Annotated in this window: 20 protein-coding genes; 9 read left to right on the top strand and 11 right to left on the bottom strand. The window is 57.4% G+C overall.

The features are described 5' to 3' along the window. The first annotated feature begins 21 nt into the window (after positions 1-21). The 5 genes from ACSEXW_RS05350 to ACSEXW_RS05330 all read left to right on the top strand — a co-directional run bounded on the left by ACSEXW_RS05350 (position 22) and on the right by ACSEXW_RS05330 (position 5633). Positions 22-909, top strand: a complete 888-nt coding sequence (locus ACSEXW_RS05350; RefSeq protein ID WP_438445072.1) for an NrtR DNA-binding winged helix domain-containing protein — start codon at positions 22-24, stop codon at positions 907-909. A 111-nt stretch (positions 910-1020) separates the two neighbouring features. Beyond that, a complete protein-coding gene (locus tag ACSEXW_RS05345; protein WP_438445071.1) occupies positions 1021-1485 on the top strand; it encodes a MarR family winged helix-turn-helix transcriptional regulator in 465 nt (154 codons plus the stop codon). Positions 1486-1487: 2 nt separating this feature from the next. Then, positions 1488-2069: a hypothetical protein gene (locus ACSEXW_RS05340; protein ID WP_438445070.1), complete on the top strand. Its 582-nt coding sequence runs from the start codon at positions 1488-1490 to the stop codon at positions 2067-2069. 62 nt (positions 2070-2131) lie between these two features. Next, positions 2132-3724 (top strand): hypothetical protein, encoded by a 1593-nt coding sequence (locus ACSEXW_RS05335; protein ID WP_438445069.1) that lies wholly within the window; start codon positions 2132-2134, stop codon positions 3722-3724. Between the two features lie 190 nt (positions 3725-3914). Continuing rightward, on the top strand, positions 3915-5633 hold the full coding sequence (locus tag ACSEXW_RS05330; RefSeq protein ID WP_438445068.1) for a copper amine oxidase N-terminal domain-containing protein: 1719 nt from the start codon (positions 3915-3917) through the stop codon (positions 5631-5633). A gap of 94 nt (positions 5634-5727) precedes the next feature. Here ACSEXW_RS05330 and ACSEXW_RS05325 read toward each other — a convergent pair whose 3' ends face one another. Then, positions 5728-6192: a DUF8821 family protein gene (locus ACSEXW_RS05325; RefSeq protein ID WP_438445067.1), complete on the bottom strand. Its 465-nt coding sequence runs from the start codon at positions 6190-6192 to the stop codon at positions 5728-5730. A 21-nt stretch (positions 6193-6213) separates the two neighbouring features. Next, complete coding sequence (locus ACSEXW_RS05320) at positions 6214-6693, bottom strand: GyrI-like domain-containing protein (protein ID WP_438445066.1); 480 nt, start codon at positions 6691-6693, stop codon at positions 6214-6216. A 109-nt stretch (positions 6694-6802) separates the two neighbouring features. Here ACSEXW_RS05320 and ACSEXW_RS05315 point away from each other — a divergent pair, with 109 nt between their 5' ends. Beyond that, positions 6803-7765 carry a helix-turn-helix transcriptional regulator gene (locus ACSEXW_RS05315; protein WP_438445065.1) on the top strand — a complete coding sequence of 321 codons (963 nt, stop codon included), beginning with the start codon at positions 6803-6805 and terminating at the stop codon, positions 7763-7765. 106 nt (positions 7766-7871) lie between these two features. Here the strand turns inward: ACSEXW_RS05315 and ACSEXW_RS05310 are convergent, their stop codons facing one another. From ACSEXW_RS05310 to ACSEXW_RS05275, 8 genes are all read right to left on the bottom strand, one after another. Further along, complete coding sequence (locus ACSEXW_RS05310; RefSeq protein WP_438445064.1) at positions 7872-8666, bottom strand: ABC transporter permease subunit; 795 nt, start codon at positions 8664-8666, stop codon at positions 7872-7874. A 38-nt stretch (positions 8667-8704) separates the two neighbouring features. Continuing rightward, the gene (locus ACSEXW_RS05305; RefSeq protein ID WP_438445063.1) at positions 8705-9508 is read right to left on the bottom strand and encodes an ABC transporter permease subunit; all 804 of its coding nucleotides are present in this window, start codon (positions 9506-9508) and stop codon (positions 8705-8707) included. Between the two features lie 6 nt (positions 9509-9514). Continuing rightward, entirely contained in the window at positions 9515-10396 is an 882-nt protein-coding gene (locus ACSEXW_RS05300; protein ID WP_438445062.1) for an ABC transporter ATP-binding protein, read from the bottom strand. Between the two features lie 33 nt (positions 10397-10429). After that, positions 10430-11044 carry a TetR/AcrR family transcriptional regulator gene (locus ACSEXW_RS05295; protein WP_438445061.1) on the bottom strand — a complete coding sequence of 205 codons (615 nt, stop codon included), beginning with the start codon at positions 11042-11044 and terminating at the stop codon, positions 10430-10432. A 179-nt stretch (positions 11045-11223) separates the two neighbouring features. Beyond that, entirely contained in the window at positions 11224-11796 is a 573-nt protein-coding gene (locus tag ACSEXW_RS05290; protein WP_438445060.1) for a CBO0543 family protein, read from the bottom strand. 76 nt (positions 11797-11872) lie between these two features. Continuing rightward, on the bottom strand, positions 11873-12715 hold the full coding sequence (locus ACSEXW_RS05285; protein ID WP_438445059.1) for a DUF2935 domain-containing protein: 843 nt from the start codon (positions 12713-12715) through the stop codon (positions 11873-11875). Between the two features lie 79 nt (positions 12716-12794). Beyond that, complete coding sequence (locus ACSEXW_RS05280) at positions 12795-14033, bottom strand: molybdopterin-dependent oxidoreductase (RefSeq protein WP_438445058.1); 1239 nt, start codon at positions 14031-14033, stop codon at positions 12795-12797. 35 nt (positions 14034-14068) lie between these two features. After that, entirely contained in the window at positions 14069-14500 is a 432-nt protein-coding gene (locus ACSEXW_RS05275) for a MarR family winged helix-turn-helix transcriptional regulator (protein WP_438445057.1), read from the bottom strand. Between the two features lie 124 nt (positions 14501-14624). Between ACSEXW_RS05275 and ACSEXW_RS05270 the strand changes: the two genes are divergently transcribed. Next, positions 14625-15212 (top strand): NAD(P)H-dependent oxidoreductase, encoded by a 588-nt coding sequence (locus ACSEXW_RS05270; RefSeq protein ID WP_438445056.1) that lies wholly within the window; start codon positions 14625-14627, stop codon positions 15210-15212. Positions 15213-15318: 106 nt separating this feature from the next. Here ACSEXW_RS05270 and ACSEXW_RS05265 read toward each other — a convergent pair whose 3' ends face one another. Then, positions 15319-16092: an AraC family transcriptional regulator gene (locus ACSEXW_RS05265; RefSeq protein WP_438445055.1), complete on the bottom strand. Its 774-nt coding sequence runs from the start codon at positions 16090-16092 to the stop codon at positions 15319-15321. A gap of 129 nt (positions 16093-16221) precedes the next feature. On the opposite strand from ACSEXW_RS05265, the gene ACSEXW_RS05260 reads away from it, so the two are divergent. Beyond that, positions 16222-19023 (top strand): glycoside hydrolase family 3 protein, encoded by a 2802-nt coding sequence (locus tag ACSEXW_RS05260; protein ID WP_438445054.1) that lies wholly within the window; start codon positions 16222-16224, stop codon positions 19021-19023. 373 nt (positions 19024-19396) lie between these two features. Next, the gene (locus ACSEXW_RS05255; protein ID WP_438445053.1) at positions 19397-20698 is read left to right on the top strand and encodes a GntP family permease; all 1302 of its coding nucleotides are present in this window, start codon (positions 19397-19399) and stop codon (positions 20696-20698) included. Positions 20699-20701: the final 3 nt, after the last annotated feature.

Raw genomic sequence — 20701 nt, 5'->3', positions numbered from 1 at the left:
AATGGGAAGGAGGGGTGACACGTGGATAGGCGGGATCGCGACGGTCTGACGGAACGCGAATTCATGGAGAAGTACACGGTGGACCATTACGAGCGGCCGTCGGTGGCGGCGGACATGGTGATCTTCACGGTTACGAATACGGAGAAGGACAATTACCGGAAGCTTCCCGGCAAGGAGCTCCGGGTACTGCTCATCCGGCGGGGCGCCCACCCCTTCCTGGCACACTGGGCCTTGCCCGGCGGGTTCGTCCGGCCGAACGAAACCACGGAGATGGCCGCGGCGCGGGAGCTGCGGGAGGAGACCGGCTTGGACCACGTGTACCTGGAGCAGCTGCATACCTTCAGCGACATCGGCCGGGACCCGCGTGCCTGGGTCATGAGCTGCAGCTATATGGCGCTGATCGACAGCGGCAAGGTACGGCTGGAGGCAGGGGACGATGCTGCCGACGCCGCTTGGTTCAAGGTTAGCTATCGTCTTCTGCGGGAGCAGAAGGAGCTGGTCGAAGACGGATCCGTCAAGACGCAGCAATATGAGCTCAAGCTGAGTGCGGAAGCGGGAGAGCTGGTGGCCATCGTACAAAAGACGGTGACGATCCGTTCAACCCTGTCCTCCACCGTGTACAGCATGGTATCGAATGAAGGACTGGCCTTTGACCATGCCAAAATCATCGCGTATGCCATCGAACGGCTGCGGGGGAAAGTGAACGATTCCGATATCGCGCTCCATCTGATGCCGCAGCGGTTCACCTTGACGGAGCTGCAGCAGGTCTATGAAGTGATTCTGGATAAGGAGCTGTTGAAGGCGGCGTTCAGACGCAAGGTGGCGGATCTGGTGGTGGAAACGGATCATTATACCGAGCATGCCGGCCATCGGCCCTCCCGCTTGTACCGAAGAAGGCTGGAGGATTAGGCGGGTTCGATGTTGAGGGCAAGGAGCTTGCCGGAAGTGCCGGGGTACGCTATAATCAGTGACATAACATTGATGATATGTCATTGATTAACGATGAAGGAGGGCTGTACCTTGAATCCCATTGAAGAACTGCGTTATCTGATCCTGGCGGCACAGCGGGAGGGGAGCCGGACCTTCACAGAGCTGCTGAAGCCGCTTGGGCTGACGACCTCCCAGAGTGAAGTGCTGCGGGTCCTTGACGACCATGAACCGTTATCCCTGATCGAGCTGGGGCAGCTGCTGGTCTGCGAAACCGGGAGCCCCAGCCGGCTGGTGAGCCGGATGGTAGAAGCGGGGCTTATCGAGCAGAGGCCGTCTCCCGTGGATTCCAGGAAGGTTCAGCTCTCCTTGACGGAGGAGGGCACGAGCAAGGCAAGGATGGTCAGGGAGATGGAGAACCGCTTCTATGATGCCCTGACCCCCCTGCTGGAGGGACGCCCGGTTCAGGAGCTGATGCAGCTATTGTGGATGCAAGTGAAAGGGAAGCCGACGGGCCGTGCGCTGGCGCTCCGCAAAGACAAAGAGGGGGAGGTATAGCCATGCCCGAACCCATGCTCCGAACGCTATACAAGTGGGCGACCCTAAGAACGGTGTTGCCCTTGCTGGCCCTGACCGCAGCCTTGATGATCGTGGTCAATACAGTCCATCTGCCGATAACGGTGCCCCGGATTCGGGAGGTATCTCCGGGAGCAGAGCTTCTCGATATGCACATCTTCTATACGAAATCTGAAACGTACTCGCTGCTGGATGGACTGCTGCCGGAGGGGCGGCGCATCTATATCGGAATGTTGGTGGGGTTCGATTTTATTTTCCCTGCGGTCTATGCCGTTACCTTCTCTCTGATCATCACCATGCTTTATCGAAACGTGATCTCTGTTCGGCCCTTAACCCGGGGCCTGGTATGGCTTCCCCTTGTGGCGGGGCTGTTCGATTGGTCGGAGAATGGGAGTATCCTGATGATCCTTCTTCATTATCCGGACGTGAGTGTCGCCGCTTATGCAGCGGGATATCTGACCTTGGGGAAGTGGATCTCCATAGGGCTGAGCTTGGGTGTCGCGCTAGCCGGAATCTTCTATAGGCCGGCCGCAGTACGGGGAAAAGACCACTCTGCTAGGAATTGACAGATGGATCGGTTTGGCATTATGGTTGCTATAGTGAATGCTAAGCGAAGGAGACGGCTTGTATGCAAATAACATCCGGAAGCGGACAAGTCAGCAGTTCCTATTATACCGATACCAGCGGCTCCACTGCCGTGAGAACGGCAACGACCGCAGACAGTACGTCCTCTTCGGGCACAACGGAGGAATCACCGGCAGCCATCTTTGAGCCGTCGGCTCCCAGTCCGGATATGTCGTTTCTCTATACGAAACCGATGGCGTCGGCTCAGACGCTCGCCGCGGAGTCTATTACGGCAGCAGAGGGCGACCCTCCTGCCGGGCCGCAGACCATATACGATCAATGGCTGGCTGATCTGGAGTCTGCCTTCCAGGATTATTCAGCAGCCGTAAACCAAGCGATCGATGACTTTGCATCCGTGCTCACCGCAGAGGATAAGCTGGCCATACACGACGGGGTCGAGAATTGGTTTCAGTCGAAGCGGGACGAGCTGGCAACCCTGCTGACGGACACGGAAGAAACCTCGAAGGCGACCCTCCTGCAGACGGCAGATGATGAACTGGCGGCGAGGAAGTCGACGTTTCACGATCAGGTCGGGGCCCGAATGGAATTTGCCGTATGGAACGAGACCTTGGCCGGTCAGGCTGTTACGATGAACAAGACCATATCGGATGCTATCCGTCAAAGCCCGGAAGGCGTATCCACATCGGATCTGGAGCAATGGATGGACCAGCTCGACACATGGGCGGCGGATATGCAGCAGCAGCTGAGCGACGAATTGGAAGGGTTCCCGGCTGACATTCAGGAAGCCTTTGTCTCGGAGGGCGAGCTGAACACCGCTAATTTGAAGCTGGCTATCCTGGAGCAGATGAGGGATACGTTAACGGCAAGGAATGAAGCGGAAGCAGCCGCCGGCGAATTCCATCAGAGCTGGCTGGACAGCCTGGATCCGCTTGCCTCCGGCTTCTTGGCCGAGGTCAACAAGAAGTTCTACAGTCTCAGCAGCGTCAGTTCACAGGACTTGGACCAGCTGGGGAAGAATATCGATCAATGGCTGAACGGCCTGCAAGGCAGCTATCAGACCGGATTGGCCGGTCAGATCGACGCTTCCATGGTGGGCGTCTCGCTGAAGTTCGGGGAACTCTCCGCCGACCAGCTCGACAGCCTGCGCAGCACGATGTGGCAATCGGTTACGAACCTTGCACGCCAACGCAATGCATACGTCGATTCGGGTATGGTGAAAGCCGTTGATCCGAAGACCGTCTTCTCCTCCGGCTACAACCGCGCCACCTACGAATACGGTACGGGCCCGAGCAAAGTGACGATGAAGCTCGAGAAGGTATCCTCCAGCAACCGTGATACCGCATGGTGTTATGTGGTGGATGCCAACGGGCAGAAGCGTGCGTTGAGCCTGTCGTTCGCCAATGATTCCATGACGGAGAAGATGCGCGAATACTTGAAGGAGACCAAGGTGTATGGAGCCACCCTCTCGCTGGAGAAGCTGAATGCTCTGATGGGCAAGGTTCGTTCGACCGCCTCTTCGTTCGAGGATATTAACTGGGACCGGCTGGAATCCAAGGTGAACGGTTCGGAGGAGAAGAGCCGATTAGGGGATTGGATTGCGCAGTTTGCGAAGCTGTTTGTTTCCATGAAGGCGTAAGCAGTCCCGAATACTGCAAGATAAACAAAAGGCTATCCGATTGAGGATAGCCTATTTCGATTGGGGCGTGCTACATGGTTGCCAACGATAGGTATGCGCCAAACGGACTAGGGAACGGAGATCATGGTTGTCGGATCATCAGGAAATTTGTTACAATAGTGGTGGAAATTATTTAAGAGGGGGAGAGCGTTTGAGAAGCTTAAAAACGGCATTCATTACGAGTACGCTTACGGCCGCATTGCTAATTCCGAATGCCGCCTATGCCAAAGAGGCGACACAGCTCCATGTCGAATTTAATCAAGTGAACATTAAAGTCAACGACAAAGATTTCATCGGGAATAATATTTTGTATGATGGAACCACGTATGTGCCCATTCGCGATGTTGCGGCGATGCTGGGGCTGGCCGTCAACTATTACGACAAGACGGAAACGGCCTATATCGGGCAGATTGGTGCAGGAGAATTTGCGGCGGATAACCACGACATCGATTCCTGGGATGTGATGACCCCTGCAACCCCCAGCAACGCTCCCGTTAGGGAGAAGTCGGACGCCACCATTAACGTCTATATGAATCAAGTCACCGTTAAGGTGCACGGGATGCAGCTGAAAGCCAATACGTTCTTATACGAGGGAACAACGTTCGTTCCCATTAGGGCCGCTTCCGAAAGTATTGATGTTCCGGTGAAGTACGATGAAGCGACCGGTACCGCCTATATCGGGAAGACCTCTCACACGTTCCCCACTGTCGTCGAACAGCCTAAGGCTCAGCCTAAAAGCGGCATGTATGCCGTCCCCGCGGAGGGGGACATGGCAGGCTGGCAATTATTAAAGGGCCACCCCTATGAAGGAAAAGCAAATATCTACTTCATGACTAAGGGTAGCGTCCAACAAGTCAAGATGGAGCCGATTCTTCAGGAGGACTTAGACCAAGTCGTGCAGTGGGTAGATTCCAACGGGAACAAGAGAACCAATACCGTAGGCCAACTGTATGAATTATTCGCAGGGTTGAGCAATCAATACACTACTGAGATTTTGGTCAATACGTTCGGAGATCTGTACATCAACTGGTTTGCGTCCAGTACGATCGATGCTTTCAGTGTGGTAGATCAGTATCTCAAAGAAACGGGACAGATCCCGGACCCGACAAGCAATGTGACCTTGAAGCCTGATTCCAAGATCGTCCCCGTAGAGCAGGACAACCTCAATAAGGGAGCGGGGGTCGGGACCTTCTTCCATGCCGTTGACAAATTCGGCACATACAAAGGCCAGTATCAGGACAAGGATGATCCGTATTATACAGCAAGGATTATCGATGGACGTCTGGTCGTACCCCCGCTCCTTTCCGAAGGCTGGATCGGACTTGATGTATTGGCGAAGATCTATAATGCGGATGTCGCAGTAGAGAATCAAGATATCATATTCAAGGCCAAACCCTCCGCAGGTAAACAGCAAGAGTATTTCCATCTGACCCTTCCTTCGGATTGGGGGACCAAGGATGGCAGTACGACGAAGGATGGCATCAAAATAAAGAACTTTACATACGGTCTTACGGATGAGTGGGTCGATGCGGACGGGCTGGAGGCAGCAGGTGTCTACGTCATCAATTATCCCAATTCTGATCCCGCAACCGGCGAACTTCAGAGCGTCCACCGGTTCTATACAGAGGATAAATCCCATAAGAGAACGACTCTGTATGAAATCGTGTTGCCTAATGCAACTTATAAGGAAAACGAAACTTATACGCTCAGTGGAATCCGCCTGAAACGAACAAGCGGAAACAACTACTCCTATAACACAGCGGACTTAATCAGTCATAATATCATCGGTTCGCAGACGAAGGTTAGGCCGTACTTTAATATTCAAGACTTGAAGAAAGCCGGCATTCTCAAAGAATATACCCCCAAATAAGCTTCATTCAAAGGAACAGGCCCATGCCGTTGTGCATGGGCCTTTCCTGTGCAGCGCGGCTTCTGTTCATCATCAAGCCACGGCATATGCAGCCTCAATATTCTCCCTTAATGACGAAGAAGGAGCCGCGAATGGTTCCGGCCAGCTTCGACTTCTGCCGGGCGAACTTGAACTTCGGTTCCAGCTCCTTAGGGATCTCCATCCCTTCGGAGAGCTTAAAGCCAACGGCCCGCTTCTTCGGATCATCCACCGTATACATCACGTTGACCCCAAGGCCATCCTCGTAGAAGACGAAGGCCCACCGGATATTCTCCACTTGGAAACGGGACGTCTCCAACGGCTTGGCCGCAAATTCAATATTGCGTTCTTCCTTCAAGATCCGGGTCACATAATCCAGCGTATCCTGGCTTTCACTGGCGGGTACAACCGTAAAGGCATGCTTGTACTTGTTCATAAAGTAGCGGGCTTCATTGGCCCGCAGACCGGCAAGGGCTTCGGCAACCGGCGAAGATTCCAGACCGATGGTGGACACTTTCGAGAAATCAACGGTATAGGACATGCTCAAGCCTCCTCGATCTGCTTATTTGCGAACAACGGGAATCCACATCTCCCCATACACCAGGCCGTCCCGTCTCCCCATCTCTACGCTTGCATTCGGTCCGCCGACATAAGCGAAATCCTCCGCTCCCGGCAGGACTTGGCCAAAGGCAATGCCGGTCAGGGTCAAGTTCAGCTCCCCTGCCGTCGGGGCTTCCCCTTTGACCACCAGGTACTCCCCCTTGGGGAACTGGATCAGCCTGGTTTCCCCCGGTACCGATGCGTGGGTCATGACGCCGGCATAATGCATCAGCTTGTGATTCACCGCTTCGTTTACGGCGAAGATGTAATCATTGTCGGCAACGGCCTTGAGAGAGTCCAGTCTTCCATCTTGTTGGACGGCCGTCCAGAAGACCGCCTTTTCCTTGTTGATACCGGCATAATCGTTGTAGCCGCTCTTCAGCTCCGTCCCAATACCCAGGACTGTGAAGCTATCCTTTTCTTCCAGGGTGTAAGCTGCCATATGGACACCGTCCTTTTTTCGTATAGGGTCAAATGAGTTGCCTTTTCATCTGACAAGATTATAATAACTTTAAATCATGTCAAAAGGTGAACCTATTTAGGAGGCCCCGATGAAAAAAGTGGAGCGGATCAATATCATCATGAGATATATCAACAATCGGGCCAGCTTCACCATCTCGGAGATCATGCAGGAGTTCAACATCTCCCGCTCCACCGCGATTCGGGACATCCGGGAGATCGAGGCTATGGGGATGCCGCTCACTGCGGAGGTTGGGAGGGATGGCGGATATTTCGTCATGAACAACTCCGTCCTGCCCGCGGTTCGCTTTACCGATAATGAGGTGAAGGCTCTTTTTGTCGCGTTTATGGCTACAAGAAATCAGCAGCTTCCTTATCTCAAGAGCCGGCAGTCCTTGGCGGAGAAGCTGCTGGGCCTCATCTCCGAAAGCCAGCAGGAGGAGCTGGTGCAGCTGAATCAGATCCTGCTCTTCGAAGGGACGAATCCCCATAATCCCGACTTGCTGGAGCTGTCGGACCTTCCCCATCCGATGCTGGAGACGCTCATCCAATTGCTGCTCTCGGACCGCTATTTGTGCTTGACCCTTCAGGAGGGGCGAGGACTCCGATCTTACCCGGTTTATCTTCTGCACCTGTATCAAGAGAAAGGAATGTGGCTGATTGAAGGCTTCGATCTGCAGGAGGAGAAGAGGGGGATATTCCCGGTGGACCAGCTCACCGAGGTGAAGCCATATCCGGAGAAGAAAAGAATGAGTAAGAAGAAGATCATGGAGGCCTTACGGAAGCAGCGGGAAGGAGTGAACCTGATCCTCGAGCTGGGTCCGAAGGCGATAGCCCAATATAAGAAATACCATCCGTTTAAGGTATCCCTTGCTTATACGGACCCTTACCAAACCAGGGCCTTGCTGAAAGCGGCTATCCCTGCGGATCGGACGGAAGAATGGGATGAGATGGCCGATTGGCTGCTTTTCCTGGGGAAGGATATCAAAATCAAGGAAATGCCTGAAGAGTTACAAGCAGGTCTGCAAGAGAGATTACGCCTATTCTGCCCCTAAGGGAGGGTGGACAAACGCCGAATCGTGACCGACTGTACGAGCTGCTAACCGAAATAGGTTCATAAAAAAGGAGGGGTACCGGAAGGTGCCCCTCTTGCTTCACGAATCAGATGGTGAGCTCCCGCTTCCGGTACAGGATGTAAGCGGAGGCAGCCAATCCTACCGCCAGTCCGATGGCCAGCAGAGCGATTCCCGCGTGAATGCCGTTGCCCTCCACAATGCGCGCATAGCTGAAATACTTGAACGGTGTAAGAAGGTTCAGGATGCTCAGGCGGTCGGTCAGGTCGGTGATCTTCGCCAGGACGAAGGTGCCCAGCATGATGCTCGCCGCCACGGAGCCAGACGTTCTGGGCTGCTTCAATGCCGCGGCTACCGCAGCTCCGAAGAACAGGAAGATGAGCTGAACCAAGAACAAGCTCACCATAAACAGTACGATCTCCCCGGTGATCGGCTCTCCCTTATTGTAAGCGGAGACCATGAGCAGGGACGAAAGCAGCGTGACAAGATTCAGGATCACGACATTCGCCAGGGCGGCCAGCAGCTTGGCCGTGATGATGGTCCCCCGCGATACGGGCTTCACCATCAGGAACTCGACGGTTTTGTCCCGTTCCTCCTTGGCGATGATTCCGCTCCCCAGCAGGACGGCATGAATGCCCGCCGCCAGCTCGATATACAAGAACAGCATGGCGAAGAAGCCGCTCATCTGCGTTACGTCGAACGAGGCGATACCCAACAAGGCCTTCACGGTTTGCGGCAGCTTGTCAAAGACTTCGCTGCTGGCTCCGCCGGCCGAATAGGCCGTATACTTGCTCATGCCGCTGACAACAAGCAGAAACATACATACACTCCATATGATCAGGGCCTTCCGATGCGCCTTCAGTTCCCTCAGGATGATATTCATCCTCCGACCTCCCCTTCGATGGAATCCGCCGAGCCGAATCAGCTTACGGCATGGATGTCTTTTCTCATATAGACCGCGTAGCTTAACACGACCGCCGCCCCGACAATCACGGTACCGGCGATCAGATACGGCACCTCGTACCCGGCATGGGCCAGAATATACGTGTTGTCGAAGTACCGGAAGGGCGAGAGGAGCCTTACTGCACCCGCCTCTTTGCCGGCCGCGAGCAAGGCGCCGATCATATACAAGCCGAATACCACGCCCAAGGATAACGGAAGCACGTTCCGCAGCTTGGAGAAAAAGACGGAGACCGCCATGCCGATGGCCAAGAAGATCAGCTGAATGAAGAACAGGGTCAGATTAATCAGGAGAAAGAGCTTGTAGCTGAAGTCCCCCGTTTGGATGCTGCCCGCAAGGACCGATGTCACCGCATTGAACAGGAGCTCTGTGACGACAAGGATGGAGAAGGCGGCCAGCAGCTTGGCGCTGACGATGGAGGCACGGGAAACGGGCTTCACCAGCAGGAAATCCGCGGTTCGCTCCCGCGTCTCCTTGGTCAGAATGGAAACCCCGAGGTTCATCGCTTGAATCGCCCCGCACAGCACGATGAACGAGAAGATCATGGAATACAGCCCCAGGATCGTGGTGATCATATCCAGGTTGATGCCAAGCATCGCCCGGACGCTCTCCGGATAACCGCCGAGCAGCTTTCGGAAATCCTCCGCATCCTTCGAGATGCTGGGGTAGAGGGACAGGTAGATGGCAGCCAGCGCGCTCATCGCGCAGGCCCAGATGAGGGCGGACTTCCTCATGGACTTGAGCTCATGCCACACCATATTCATGACGGATTAGTCCTCCTTCACGTAGTAATGCATGAAGATTTCCTCCAGGTCGGGCTCCACGATGGTGATGTTGGTAAGCTCAACCCCGGCGATCCGCTTCATCATGGCGTTGATGTTGCCCTTGAAGATAAAGTGGGCTGATGTGCCCTTCACCTGCATATTGCTGACGCCCTCCATCTCGATGGATGCCGGATCGATCCCGGCTCTGGACTCCAGGCTGATCTTCTTGTAGCTGTTCTCCTGCAGGTCGCTGATCTTCTCCTGCTTGATGATGCGCCCTTCCTTAATGAAGGCCACCCGGCTGCACATCTTCTGCACCTCGCTCAGGATATGGGAGGAGAAGAAGACCGTGGCACCCTTACGGTTCTCGAGCGCAATCAGCTCGAAGAACTTCTGCTGCATCAGCGGATCGAGACCGCTGGTCGGCTCGTCGAGAATGATCAGCTTGGGCTCGTGCAGCAGACCTTGGACGATGCCGACCTTCTTCTTGTTGCCGAAGGAGAGGTCCTCGATCTTCTTCTTCAGGTCCAGATTCATGATCTCAGCCAGCTCATGGATCCGCTTCGTACAGTCCTTCTTATAGAAGCTGGCGGAATACTGCAGCAGGTCGATGACGCGCATGCCGTCATAGTAGAACACCTCCGAAGGCAGGTACCCCAGCTCTCTTCGGATGTCGGGATGCTCGGCGCAGCTCTTGCCGAAGATGGTGGCGCTGCCGCTTGTCGGATGGATCAGACCCAGCAGCGTCCGGATCGTGGTCGATTTGCCCGCGCCGTTCGGACCGATAAATCCGAAGACTTCCCCTTCCTCCACCTGCAGGCTCACATTGGTGATGCCCCTGGCATTGCCGTAGCTCTTGGTGAGATCCTTCAGTTCAATCACGCTCATGGTACGTCCTCCTCTGGGTTAGGGACTCTCCCACTACAGATACTCCGGTTTATAAAAGTTAGCCCGCAGCAGGTCGATGCTCCGGAAAAAATCCTTCTCGATCGCCCGGATGTCAAACCGGTTTTGCTTGGACATCTGGGTGGTGAAGCCCTCTGCCATCCAGACCAGCATGCTCATCAGCAGCTTGATGTCGACATTCTCCTTGAACTTGGTCTCATCCACGCCGGCCAGGGCAATCCTGTTGCGGATGGCCTCCCCTTCGGACAGGATGGCCGCAATCTCCTGGCGAACCTCCTCGTTCGTCTCCATGAAGACGCTGGTCAAGAAGGCGAGAACACCCGCATGCTTCTCGATCACGGCCACCTTGATCTCCGTCGCTTGCTTCAGCCTGTCGAAAAAATCCGTCAGCGCATGGTCGAACTTGGCCTCGATTTCGTTCATGACCAGGTCGCTGCAGTAGCGGATCAAGTACAGATAGAGCTCCTTCTTCGTGCCGAAGTAGTGGAACACCATGGCCTTCGAGATGCCGGCATCCGCGGCGATATCGCTGATGGACGTCTTCTTGTAGCCGTTGGTGCCGAAGCATCTCAGCGCCGCATCGATGATGGTGGTCTGCTTCTCGATGGTCAAGCTCAGAAACTTCTCCACATGGTTCACCTCCCTGCGAATCATAAACCGATTCGGTTGATACGATCATAACGCCATAAACCGATTCGGTCAATAGATAAAAAATGCAGGCGCAGAGCCCCTATTGGATCAGGCTCCCGTCTGCATAGCGGGACAAAGTATAGGGAAAGAATGGGGACCACCTGACCGATGGAAGGCGGTTAGACAGAATGCTCCTTCTTCTGGGCGTGTACGAAGAGGTCCGTGACCCACTTGCCCAGCAAGCCGCCCGCGTAGAATAACAGGAACACCAGCCAGTAGGAGGCTTGATCCAGCCGGTACAAGTCGGCTGCAGACAGCAGGGGCTTGATCCCGTAGGCGAACATCAGGGAATAGAGAATCAGGTAGAGATAGTAATTCTTGCGGTGATGCAGCGTCCATTGATAGAAGAGCATAAATGTGGCGGCGATCAAGGACCCATCCAACCCGAAGCTGGCGGGAGGATAGGGGGATATCTTGTACGGATAAGCCCATAGATGATGCGACGTTGCATACAGATCCACATGGGTGGCGATCAGATGGATGGCCAGTCCGAAGAAACCAACGCGGAAGGCCATCTTCCGGTCGAGGAAAAAGACCAAGGCCACCAGGGGCAGAACCAGAACGAGGACGCAGACCCAGAACTGCCAGGATCCGAAGCTGGAGTAGGTCTTCCAATAATCCGAGAAGCCTTGGGTGACCGTTGCGAGTTGATCAGACAGCGAGCGTAATTGATCTTCCTGGTTATCCGTCATGATGGGTATCCCTCCATGCCTTAGGCTCCCACCAACTGCATGACCTATACATTTTTTCCATAAAATAAAAGCCGTCCTACTCGGTTTGAGCGGACGGGGTGAAGGAAGGTTTGGTCAAGCTGCAGTCCCGGACGGGGACATGCGGGACGTACAGGGAGAGCTTCCGCAGGAAGTAGCAGGACTCGGGAAAATGGTGCTCGATGAACCGCAGGCTTAGCCGGCTCAGGACACGCTGGTTGACCAGCAGCTGGACCACCTGGCGCACCACCACTTCGAAGCCGGTAACCGCTGCGGCGATATCCTCGGCGAATTGCAGCTGTACGGGGAAGTTGGGCGGGGTGAAGCGCAGATACTTCCGGATCTGCCGCTGCTTGATCATGAGGGCGGAGAAGGTGGTCTGGGCCCGCTGAACCTTCTCGATCCAGCCCAGCTCCGCCACGTCCAGATGGTTGATGAGCAGGCTGGCGTGTCCCAGCTGATCCTCCAGCCAGAGATCGACGAGATCGGCAAGCGACAGAGGAGCCGGCTGCTGACCGGCCATGTAGGAGGAGAGGAGCCGGAGATACTCGGCATTCTCGCTGCCAGTCCCGTTCATGTAGGTCGGAGTTAGATTCAGCTCGATCCGGTTCTCGATCCGTAGATGCTGCATCTGCCCTTCGAATTGAAAATACCCATAGGCGACGGGCTGCGCCGAGCGGGCCAATTGAATCATGGAGGGGTCCGACGTTTCAAGCCGGGGATCGAGCTTCAGCAGCTGCTCGAGCAGATCCCCGAAGGCTTGAATATAGCCGGCTGCCGTCTGAACGTTGCGGACATCACTGGGGGAGAGGGCGTTGTAGACGAAGTAAGCATGATCCTGCAGGATCTCCAACCAGAACCGGTGCTCCTCCCACGGGGTAAAATAGCTGGGCGGCGTCATCGTATTCCTCCTCATCGCACTGCATACTCTTACAGCCTATGACGGCTGCAGAGCATTCATACGTCCAGGCGGCACAGAATCAGGCGGGCGGGACCCATATCCAGGCGTCCTTGGAATAGCCTCGCTTCTCCCAGTAGCCGGTATGCTCTTCGGCGATCAGCTCGATCCGGTTCAGCCACTTAACCGACTTGTACGCGTACATCTGGGGGACCACCAGCCGGACCGGGCCCCCCAAGTCCTGGGGAATCCGCTTGCCGTCCAGCAATAGGGCCACCATCACATCCTCCATCCAGGTCTGCTCGATGGTGATGGCATCCGTATACTCGCCGTCCGACGAGTAGAACTTCACCATCTTCACCCCATCCTTCACCCCCGCATGCTCCAATAGCCGGTTCAAGGGGATGCCCTCCCAGGTGCAGCCGTTGACCGACCAGCCTGTCACGCAGTGAAAATCGCTGACCTGCACCTGGCGGGGGAAGGCCAGGAATTCCTCCCAGCTCCATCGGATGGGCCGGTCCACCAATCCGTCAACCGTAAAGGACCATTTCTTCGGCTCGAACTGGGGGATGTCGGTCACGGTGTAGATCCGGAAGCTGCCCTTGGCCCCGCCTCCTACGGGCGGGAGTGAATCGGGCAGAGGCACCGGCTGCGGGACGTCTGCAGCCCACGCATCGTGATCCTGCAGATTCGAGAGGTTGGAGCCGCCGGCGGCGGAGTTCCACCAGCGGATCAAGGAGGGGGCGGAGGCGGCCGCCAGAACCGCTCCCACTCCCGCCTTGATCAAGGATCTTCGGGACAGGTGGCGGAGGAGTCTGCCGGAAGAAGGCTCGTAGGTGCCGAGCTCCAGCACCTCCGCCGGTTTGGCCATCGGCGTATCCCGGTCTGCACGCCGCAGCCAGCGGCTCCGTGTAATCGAATGGTACACGGCATAGGGGATCCCGACCCATGTCAGCAGATCATGAATGAGCAGCGCCGCGTTGCTCCAGGCCGGCGGAAGCGAGCGGTACCCCCACAAGACCAGTCCCGATCCGATCCAGCCGGCCAAGAGCGCCAGCACGACCGCCAGGTTGCCCTGCCGGGTTCTGCGGCCGGACAGTTGGCGGAGATGCTGGCGGAGGTACGGCAGGTACAGGACGACCACCGCCAGCGACACAAGTCCGGCCGCGATATGGAGCTGCTTCAGCCATACCCGGCCTTCGCCTAACAGAGCCCGCATGGGCGGCAGATAGAGCACAATGCCGCTTACCGCCAGTAACAGTAAGATCCAAGCATTAGCCGCATGCAGCTTGCGCAGTTTCAAGCCCCATCCCCGAATCATATGGCGGTCACCCTCCCTTTTTCCCTATTATATGGTCAGCCCCCTGCGAATACCTTCTTCATGAGCACCTCAAGTGCGTGTTCCACTTCCGTACGTTCTGCTGTGGTAAGCGAGCGGGTGCGCTCGGCGAACCGGGCTTCGATGACCCGGAACACTTGGTTCATCAAGTCATGGCCCCGGGGAGAGAGGCGGATATCCTGCTTGCGCCGGTCGGCGCCGCCGGCCGCCTTCTCGCACAGCTGCTTCTCGGTGAGCTTCTTCAGCTCGCGGCTGGTGTTGGGCATGGACATGCCGGTACATTCGCTGATCTGGCTCAGCGTCACCGGCTCGCTGACGTAGATATATTCCAGGATCTTGTATTGGACCGGCGTGACGGCATCCAGCGGAAGGCCCTTGGTCATGTCGTGCGTCATCTCATGGACGGCGGTCGTAAAGCGAACGAATTTCTGAAACAGCGGGTTGGTCATGGCATGATTCCTCCTTCCTTCACCATAGCAAATCAGTTATCAAAAAACAATTATCATTTGACAACTATTCGTCAGGCGTGCTACCTTTTAGTTATCATATGATAAGTAATTGGAGGGAAGAAGCATGAACGTCCTGTTAATCTTTACCCACCCCAACCACCAGAGCTTGAATTACGCCTTCGCTCAGGAGGTGATCGAGGGATGCCGGGAGAATCCGAATGTCACCGCCATTGAGGTGCTGGACCTGTATGAGGAGAAGTTCGACCCGGTGCTGGTCTTCAACGAAGAGAAGCGGCGGCGTGACATGCACATGGATCCACGGCTGGAGAAGTACCGGAAGCAGGTCCTGTGGGCGGATAAGCTGGTCTTCGTCTATCCCATCTGGTGGGGGAGGCCTCCGGCCATGCTGCTGGGCTATATCGACCAGATGTTCAGCGCAGGGTTTGCGTACCGGTCGAACGGGGGGATTTTCCCGGAGGGGCTCCTGAAGGGCAAGTCGGTGGTCTGCATCTCCACCATGATGGGGCCGGCCTTGTACCCGATGCTGTGGCTGAACAACGCCCATAAGGTGCTGATGGGCCGGGCGCTGTTCCGCTATGTCGGCATACGCAAGGTGAAGTTCTTCGAGTTCGGCAGCATGGAGAGCAAGCAGGGGACGCAGCAGCGGAAGCTGGAGAAGGTCCGCCGGTATTTCAGGCGGCTTGCGGCCTAAGGAGCCGAACCGGCTCCTTGGCGGCGCAGCATCAAGAGCCCTTACGGCCACCGGAACGGATCCGGGGCGGGAAGGGCTCTTCGTCACTTGCGGACCGCTGCGCCGTCTACCGCGTATCCCGGTGATGAAGGCGGAACTCTTGGGCGGTGATCCCGCTGGTCGTCTTGAAGATGCGGCAGAAGTTGCCGAAGTCGGGGAAGCCGGACCGTCGGGCGATTTCCCGAACGGGCAGTTGGGTGGACGCCAGCAGGATCTTGGATTCCTGAAGCCGCCGGGCTTGGATGAACTGATAAGGACTCTGGCCCGTAATCTGCTTGAAGAGGGTGTGGAGATGCGGGATACTGATGCCCGCCATATCGGACAGCTGCTGCAGGTGGATCGGTTCAGCGAAGTGCGCTTCGATCCAATCGGTGACCCGATTGATCTCCGGACTGCGCTTGTGTCCCGGTTGGGCGGCCTCAGGCGGAGCTTGGCACTGCCAATACAGCTGCCCGTAGATGTAGCAGGCCAGCTTGCGCAGATCCGGCGTCCCGCTGTGGAACTCGGTCAGGATCCGACTGATGAAGTCGTGGAAGACGGCCCGGTCCTGCCACTGGCTCAGCCGGGGAACCGGACTGGCGGTCTCCCCCAGGAAGGCGACGACGATACATGCATACGGATCCTCCTGATCGGCCATATAGATCGTGGCATCGCCGGAACGGTGCCACAGGACGGTGCCGGCGGTGACCTCCACCGTGCGGTTCTCCAGCTCGAAGAAGCCGCGTCCGGAGACGAAGATCTCGATGTCCTGCCGGCCCTCCGGAATGATGCGGGGCATATGGTTGCGGGTACGGGGCGCTTGGTAATGCCAGATCGTGTGAAGTTCGGGAATCTCGATCATATAAACACCTAACTGTTCATCGTTTCCGACAATTTAACTTTCCATATTGCTATATTATTATAAGATTGATCATATTTTCAGACAAGTGCGGGGAGCGGATTCCCGGCTTGGCGTTGTGGAGGGAATCACTTGAGTGCACATCCGTTTGGCATACCCCTGGAGGGCTTCGCCGAATTCAGCCGGAAAGTCGCTGCGGAAGGAGCCGTGCTCCTGAAGAACGAAGGCGGAGCGCTTCCGCTGCGCGAGGGAGAGCGGGTCTCCGTCTTCGGGCGGAGCCAGATCGACTATTACCGCAGCGGGACAGGTTCCGGCGGCAGTGTGAATGTGGCCTATACGACCAACCTGCTGGGAGGGCTGCGCAAGAAGACGCAGCTTGCCGTCGACGAAGAGATGGCCGCAGTCTATGAGAAGTGGCGGGAGAGCCATCCGTTCGATAACGGTGGAGGCGGCTGGGCGGCGGAGCCGTGGCACCAGCAGGAGATGCCCCTGACCGATGAGCTGGTGGCCGAGGCCAGAAGCCGGTCCGGCAAGGCGATCGTGGTCATCGGCCGTACGGCGGGGGAGGACCAGGATAATGCCGACGCCCCGGGCAGCTATCGGCTGACGGCGGATGAAGAGGCGATGCTGAGGCTGGTCACGGCCCATTTCGAACAGACCATTGTGGTGCTCAACGTCTCGAATATCATCGACATGAGCTGGATGAACGATGGGGCGCATCTCCACCCGATTCCCTGTGTGATCTACGCTTGGCAGGGCGGCATGGAGGGAGGCAACGCCATTGCCGACGTGCTGGCCGGAGACGTGACTCCCAGCGGCAAGCTGACGGACACCATCGCCTATTCCATCGGCGACTACCCCTCCACCCGGAATTACGGCCATGAAGACCGCAACGTCTACCAAGAGGACATCTATGTGGGCTACCGCTACTTCGAGACGTTCTGCCCGGAGCGAGTACAGTATGCGTTCGGATACGGCTTGTCCTATACCGACTTCCAGGTGGAGTTCGGGGAAGCCAAGCAGGCGGACCGGGACGGAACCCTCTGCCTGGAGGCCGAGGCCACGGTGACGAATACCGGAAGCGCCTATGCGGGCCAAGAAACGGTGCAGCTCTACTACGAAGCGCCCCAGGGCCTATTGGGCAAGCCCGTCAAGGCGCTGGCCGCCTTCGCCAAGACGCAGCTGCTGCAGCCGGGAGAATCCCAGCGCCTGACGCTGCGCTTCCCGGTGAAGGCCATGGCCTCTTATGACGATGCCGGCGCCACCGGCCATGCTTCCGCATATGTGCTGGAGGCCGGAGTATACCGGCTCTATGCGGGCACCAGCGTAAAGGACGTGGTCCGGCTCACCGTAGAGGGGCAAGAGGGCTATGCGGTGGAGACGCTGCAGGTCGTGGAGCAGCTGGAGGAGGCACTGGCCCCGGCGGTGGCCTTCACCCGCATGAAGCCGGGTCCCCGCCGTCCGGACGGCACCTATGAGCTCACCTACGAATCCGTGCCGACGCGCAGGGAATCCCTGGCGGACCGCATCGCCCGGCGGATGCCCGTTACGCTGGAGCAGACGGGAGACCGGGGTTACAAGCTGCGGGATGTCCAGGAGGGCCGGGTCAGCATGGAGGCCTTCATCGCCCAGCTGTCGGATCAGGACCTGGCGGCCATCGTCCGGGGAGAGGGCATGTGCAGTCCGCTGGTTACCCCGGGGACGGCTTCTGCATTCGGCGGGGTCACGGATGGGCTGCAGCGGTTCGGCATCCCTGTGGCCAGCACGGCGGACGGTCCCTCGGGGATCCGGATGGACAGCGGGCACAAGGCCACCCAAGTGGCGATCGGCACGCTGCTGGCGGCTACCTGGAACCCGGAGCTCATCGAGGAGCTGTATGTGCTGGAAGGCCGCGAGCTGCTCAGCAACCACATCGACGCCCTGCTGGGGCCGGGCATGAACATCCGCCGCAGTCCGCTGAACGGCCGGAACTTCGAGTACTTCTCGGAGGATCCGCTGATCACCGGCCTCTTCGCCGCCGCGTGCACCCGAGGGATCAAGAAGGGCGGCTCCAACTCGACCTTGAAGCATTTTGCCTGCAACAACCAGGAGAAGTTCCGCCACACTGTAGATGCCGTCGTGTCGGAGCGGGCGCTGCGGGAGCTCTACCTGAAGGGCTTCGAGCGGGCGGTGAAGGAGGGGGGCGCCGATTGTATCATGACTTCCTACAATCCGGTCAACGGGCATTGGGCGGCCTCCAATTACGACCTGAACACAACGGTGCTGCGCGGGGAATGGGGCTTCGAGGGGATCGTGATGACGGACTGGTGGGCCAAGATGAATGACGTGGCGGACGGCGGTCCCGGCGATGTCCGGTACACCGGCTTCATGGTCCGTGCCCAGAACGACCTGTACATGGTAGTCAGCAACTATGGCGCGGAGATCAACTCCAATGACGACAATACGATCGAATCGCTGGAGAACGGCACGCTGACCCGCGGGGAGCTGCAGCGCAGCGCGGCCAACATCTGCCGCTTCCTGATGAAGGCGCCGGTCTTCTCCCACAGGACGGCCATCGTCGAGGAGACGGTGCAGGCCTTCCGGGCTCATCCGGAGCTGGCACCGGAGCTGGCACCGGAGCGGGTGCAGGCGCTGAGAGACGACGCGCGGGTGCGCCCGGATCCGAAGGGACCGACCTACATCCGGGCGGACGGCGAAGGCGTCTACTGGATCACGGTCCAGATGTGGTCCACGGACAGCCATCTGGCCCAGAGCGCCTGCAACGTGACGCTGAACGGCCAGGCCATGACCACGGTCCAGACCAACGGCACCGACGGGAAGCCGATCCGGCGGCGGCTGGTCAAGATCAAGCTGGAGGCCGGAGTCTACGAGATGCGGCTGGAGTTTATCAAGCCGGGTCTGTCGATCGACTGGATCGAATTTGCACAGGCGTAAGCAGGAGAAACATTTAGAATGTTAGCCAAAACCCAGGAGCAAACAGCGGCCTTATCTCGCTTAGCTTCTGGGTTTTTGGCGTCTGCGGCGGCCTGTTCAGCATAATGGGACACCTCTATTCAACGCCAGTCCCCTGGGTCTGATATTGTGCAAATGCACTATAAAATTCATGGTTCTATCAATAGATATTCGGGTCCGGCGATTCTATAATGAAACCGTATTCAGATTGCGCAGCTGTCAACCGGAGGGGGAGTAATGAAGGGGGTTGGCCGGATATGCGTGTGATTGTAAGCGGTTATGTGAAAAATAATACAAGCCGCGATTCCGTAGCTTAAAAAAACAACCAGACGTAACCTTAGGGAGGATTCATAAGATGACGACAGCATTGACAATCAGCTGGTTCGGCGCCGTAGCCGGCCTTGCCTTAGCCATTGGACTGATTCTATTGAGACTGGCTCCGACATACGCCTTGATTCTAGGAGCCATCGTCGGAGGCTTCATCGGCGGCGCAGACTTCTCGGAGGTCATCAAGATTCTGATCTCCGGCACCCAGAGCGTGCTGGGCACCGTAATCCGCATCATCGCCGCAGGCGTGTTCGCCGGAGTGATGATGGAATCGGGAGCGGCGGAGACCATCGCGAAGGTGATCGTAGACCGTCTCGGCGGGACCAAGGCCATGCTGTCCCTGGCCCTGGCTACGATGATCATCACGGCGGTCGGCGTATTCATCCCGGTGGCGGTGCTGATCGTGGCCCCCATCGCGCTGTCCGTCGGCAACAAGATGGGGTATTCCAAGGTCGCTCTGCTGGTCGCCTTGTCCGGCGGAGGCAAAGCGGGGAACATCATCTCCCCGAACCCCAATACCATCGCAGCGGCAGGCGGGTTCAAGCTCGACGTGAACCAAGTGATGCTGGGCGGACTGATTCCCGCGCTGTTCGGTCTGGCCGTCGCCGTCACCATCGCCTCGCTCATCAAGTACAAGGGCACCAAGGTAACGGATGAGGAAGCCGCCGAGCTGGAGAAGTCCAGCTCCACGAACCTGCCTCCTCTGGCCAAGGCGCTGGTCACTCCGGTCATCGCCGTCGTGCTCCTGATGATCAGCCCCATCGGATCCATGCTGGGGATCGACGCGCTGGCCCGGTTGAAGATCGACTCGCTGTTCATCCTGCCCTTCGCCGGGATCGTGGGCTCGCTGGCGCTGGGGAAGAGAAAGCAGCTGCTGGACTACTGCACCGCCGGACTGAACCGCATGACCCCCACCATCCTGATCATCATCGGCGCCGGCGCCATCGGCGGACTGATCACCGCATCGACGCTGCCGACCGAGGTGGTGGCTCTCGTGAAATCGTCGGGCATCTCCGGCATGTTCCTGGCTCCCATCGCGGGCGTTCTGATGGCGGCGGCTACCGCGTCGACCTCGACGGGCGTTATCCTGGCTACCGGCTCGTTCTCCAACGCCATCATCAATACGGGCGTCGCGCCGCTGTCTGCCGCGGTGATGACCCATGCCGGCGCTACGGTCATCGACCATCTGCCGCACGGAACTTATTTCCACGTCACGCGTAATGCCATGGGGATGTCCATGAAGGACCGGATGAAGGTGGTCCTCTTCGAGAGCATGGTCGGTCTGACGATGACGATCGTGTCCGTAATCATCTACGGTTTTATCGCCTAAACC

Origin of the sequence: Oryzibacillus soli (assembly GCF_051594765.1) — a bacterium.
Classification (GTDB): domain Bacteria; phylum Bacillota; class Bacilli; order Paenibacillales; family NBRC-103111; genus Paenibacillus_AR.
Note: the sequence above shows the minus strand (reverse complement) of the source record. Positions and strands in the feature narration are given on the sequence as shown.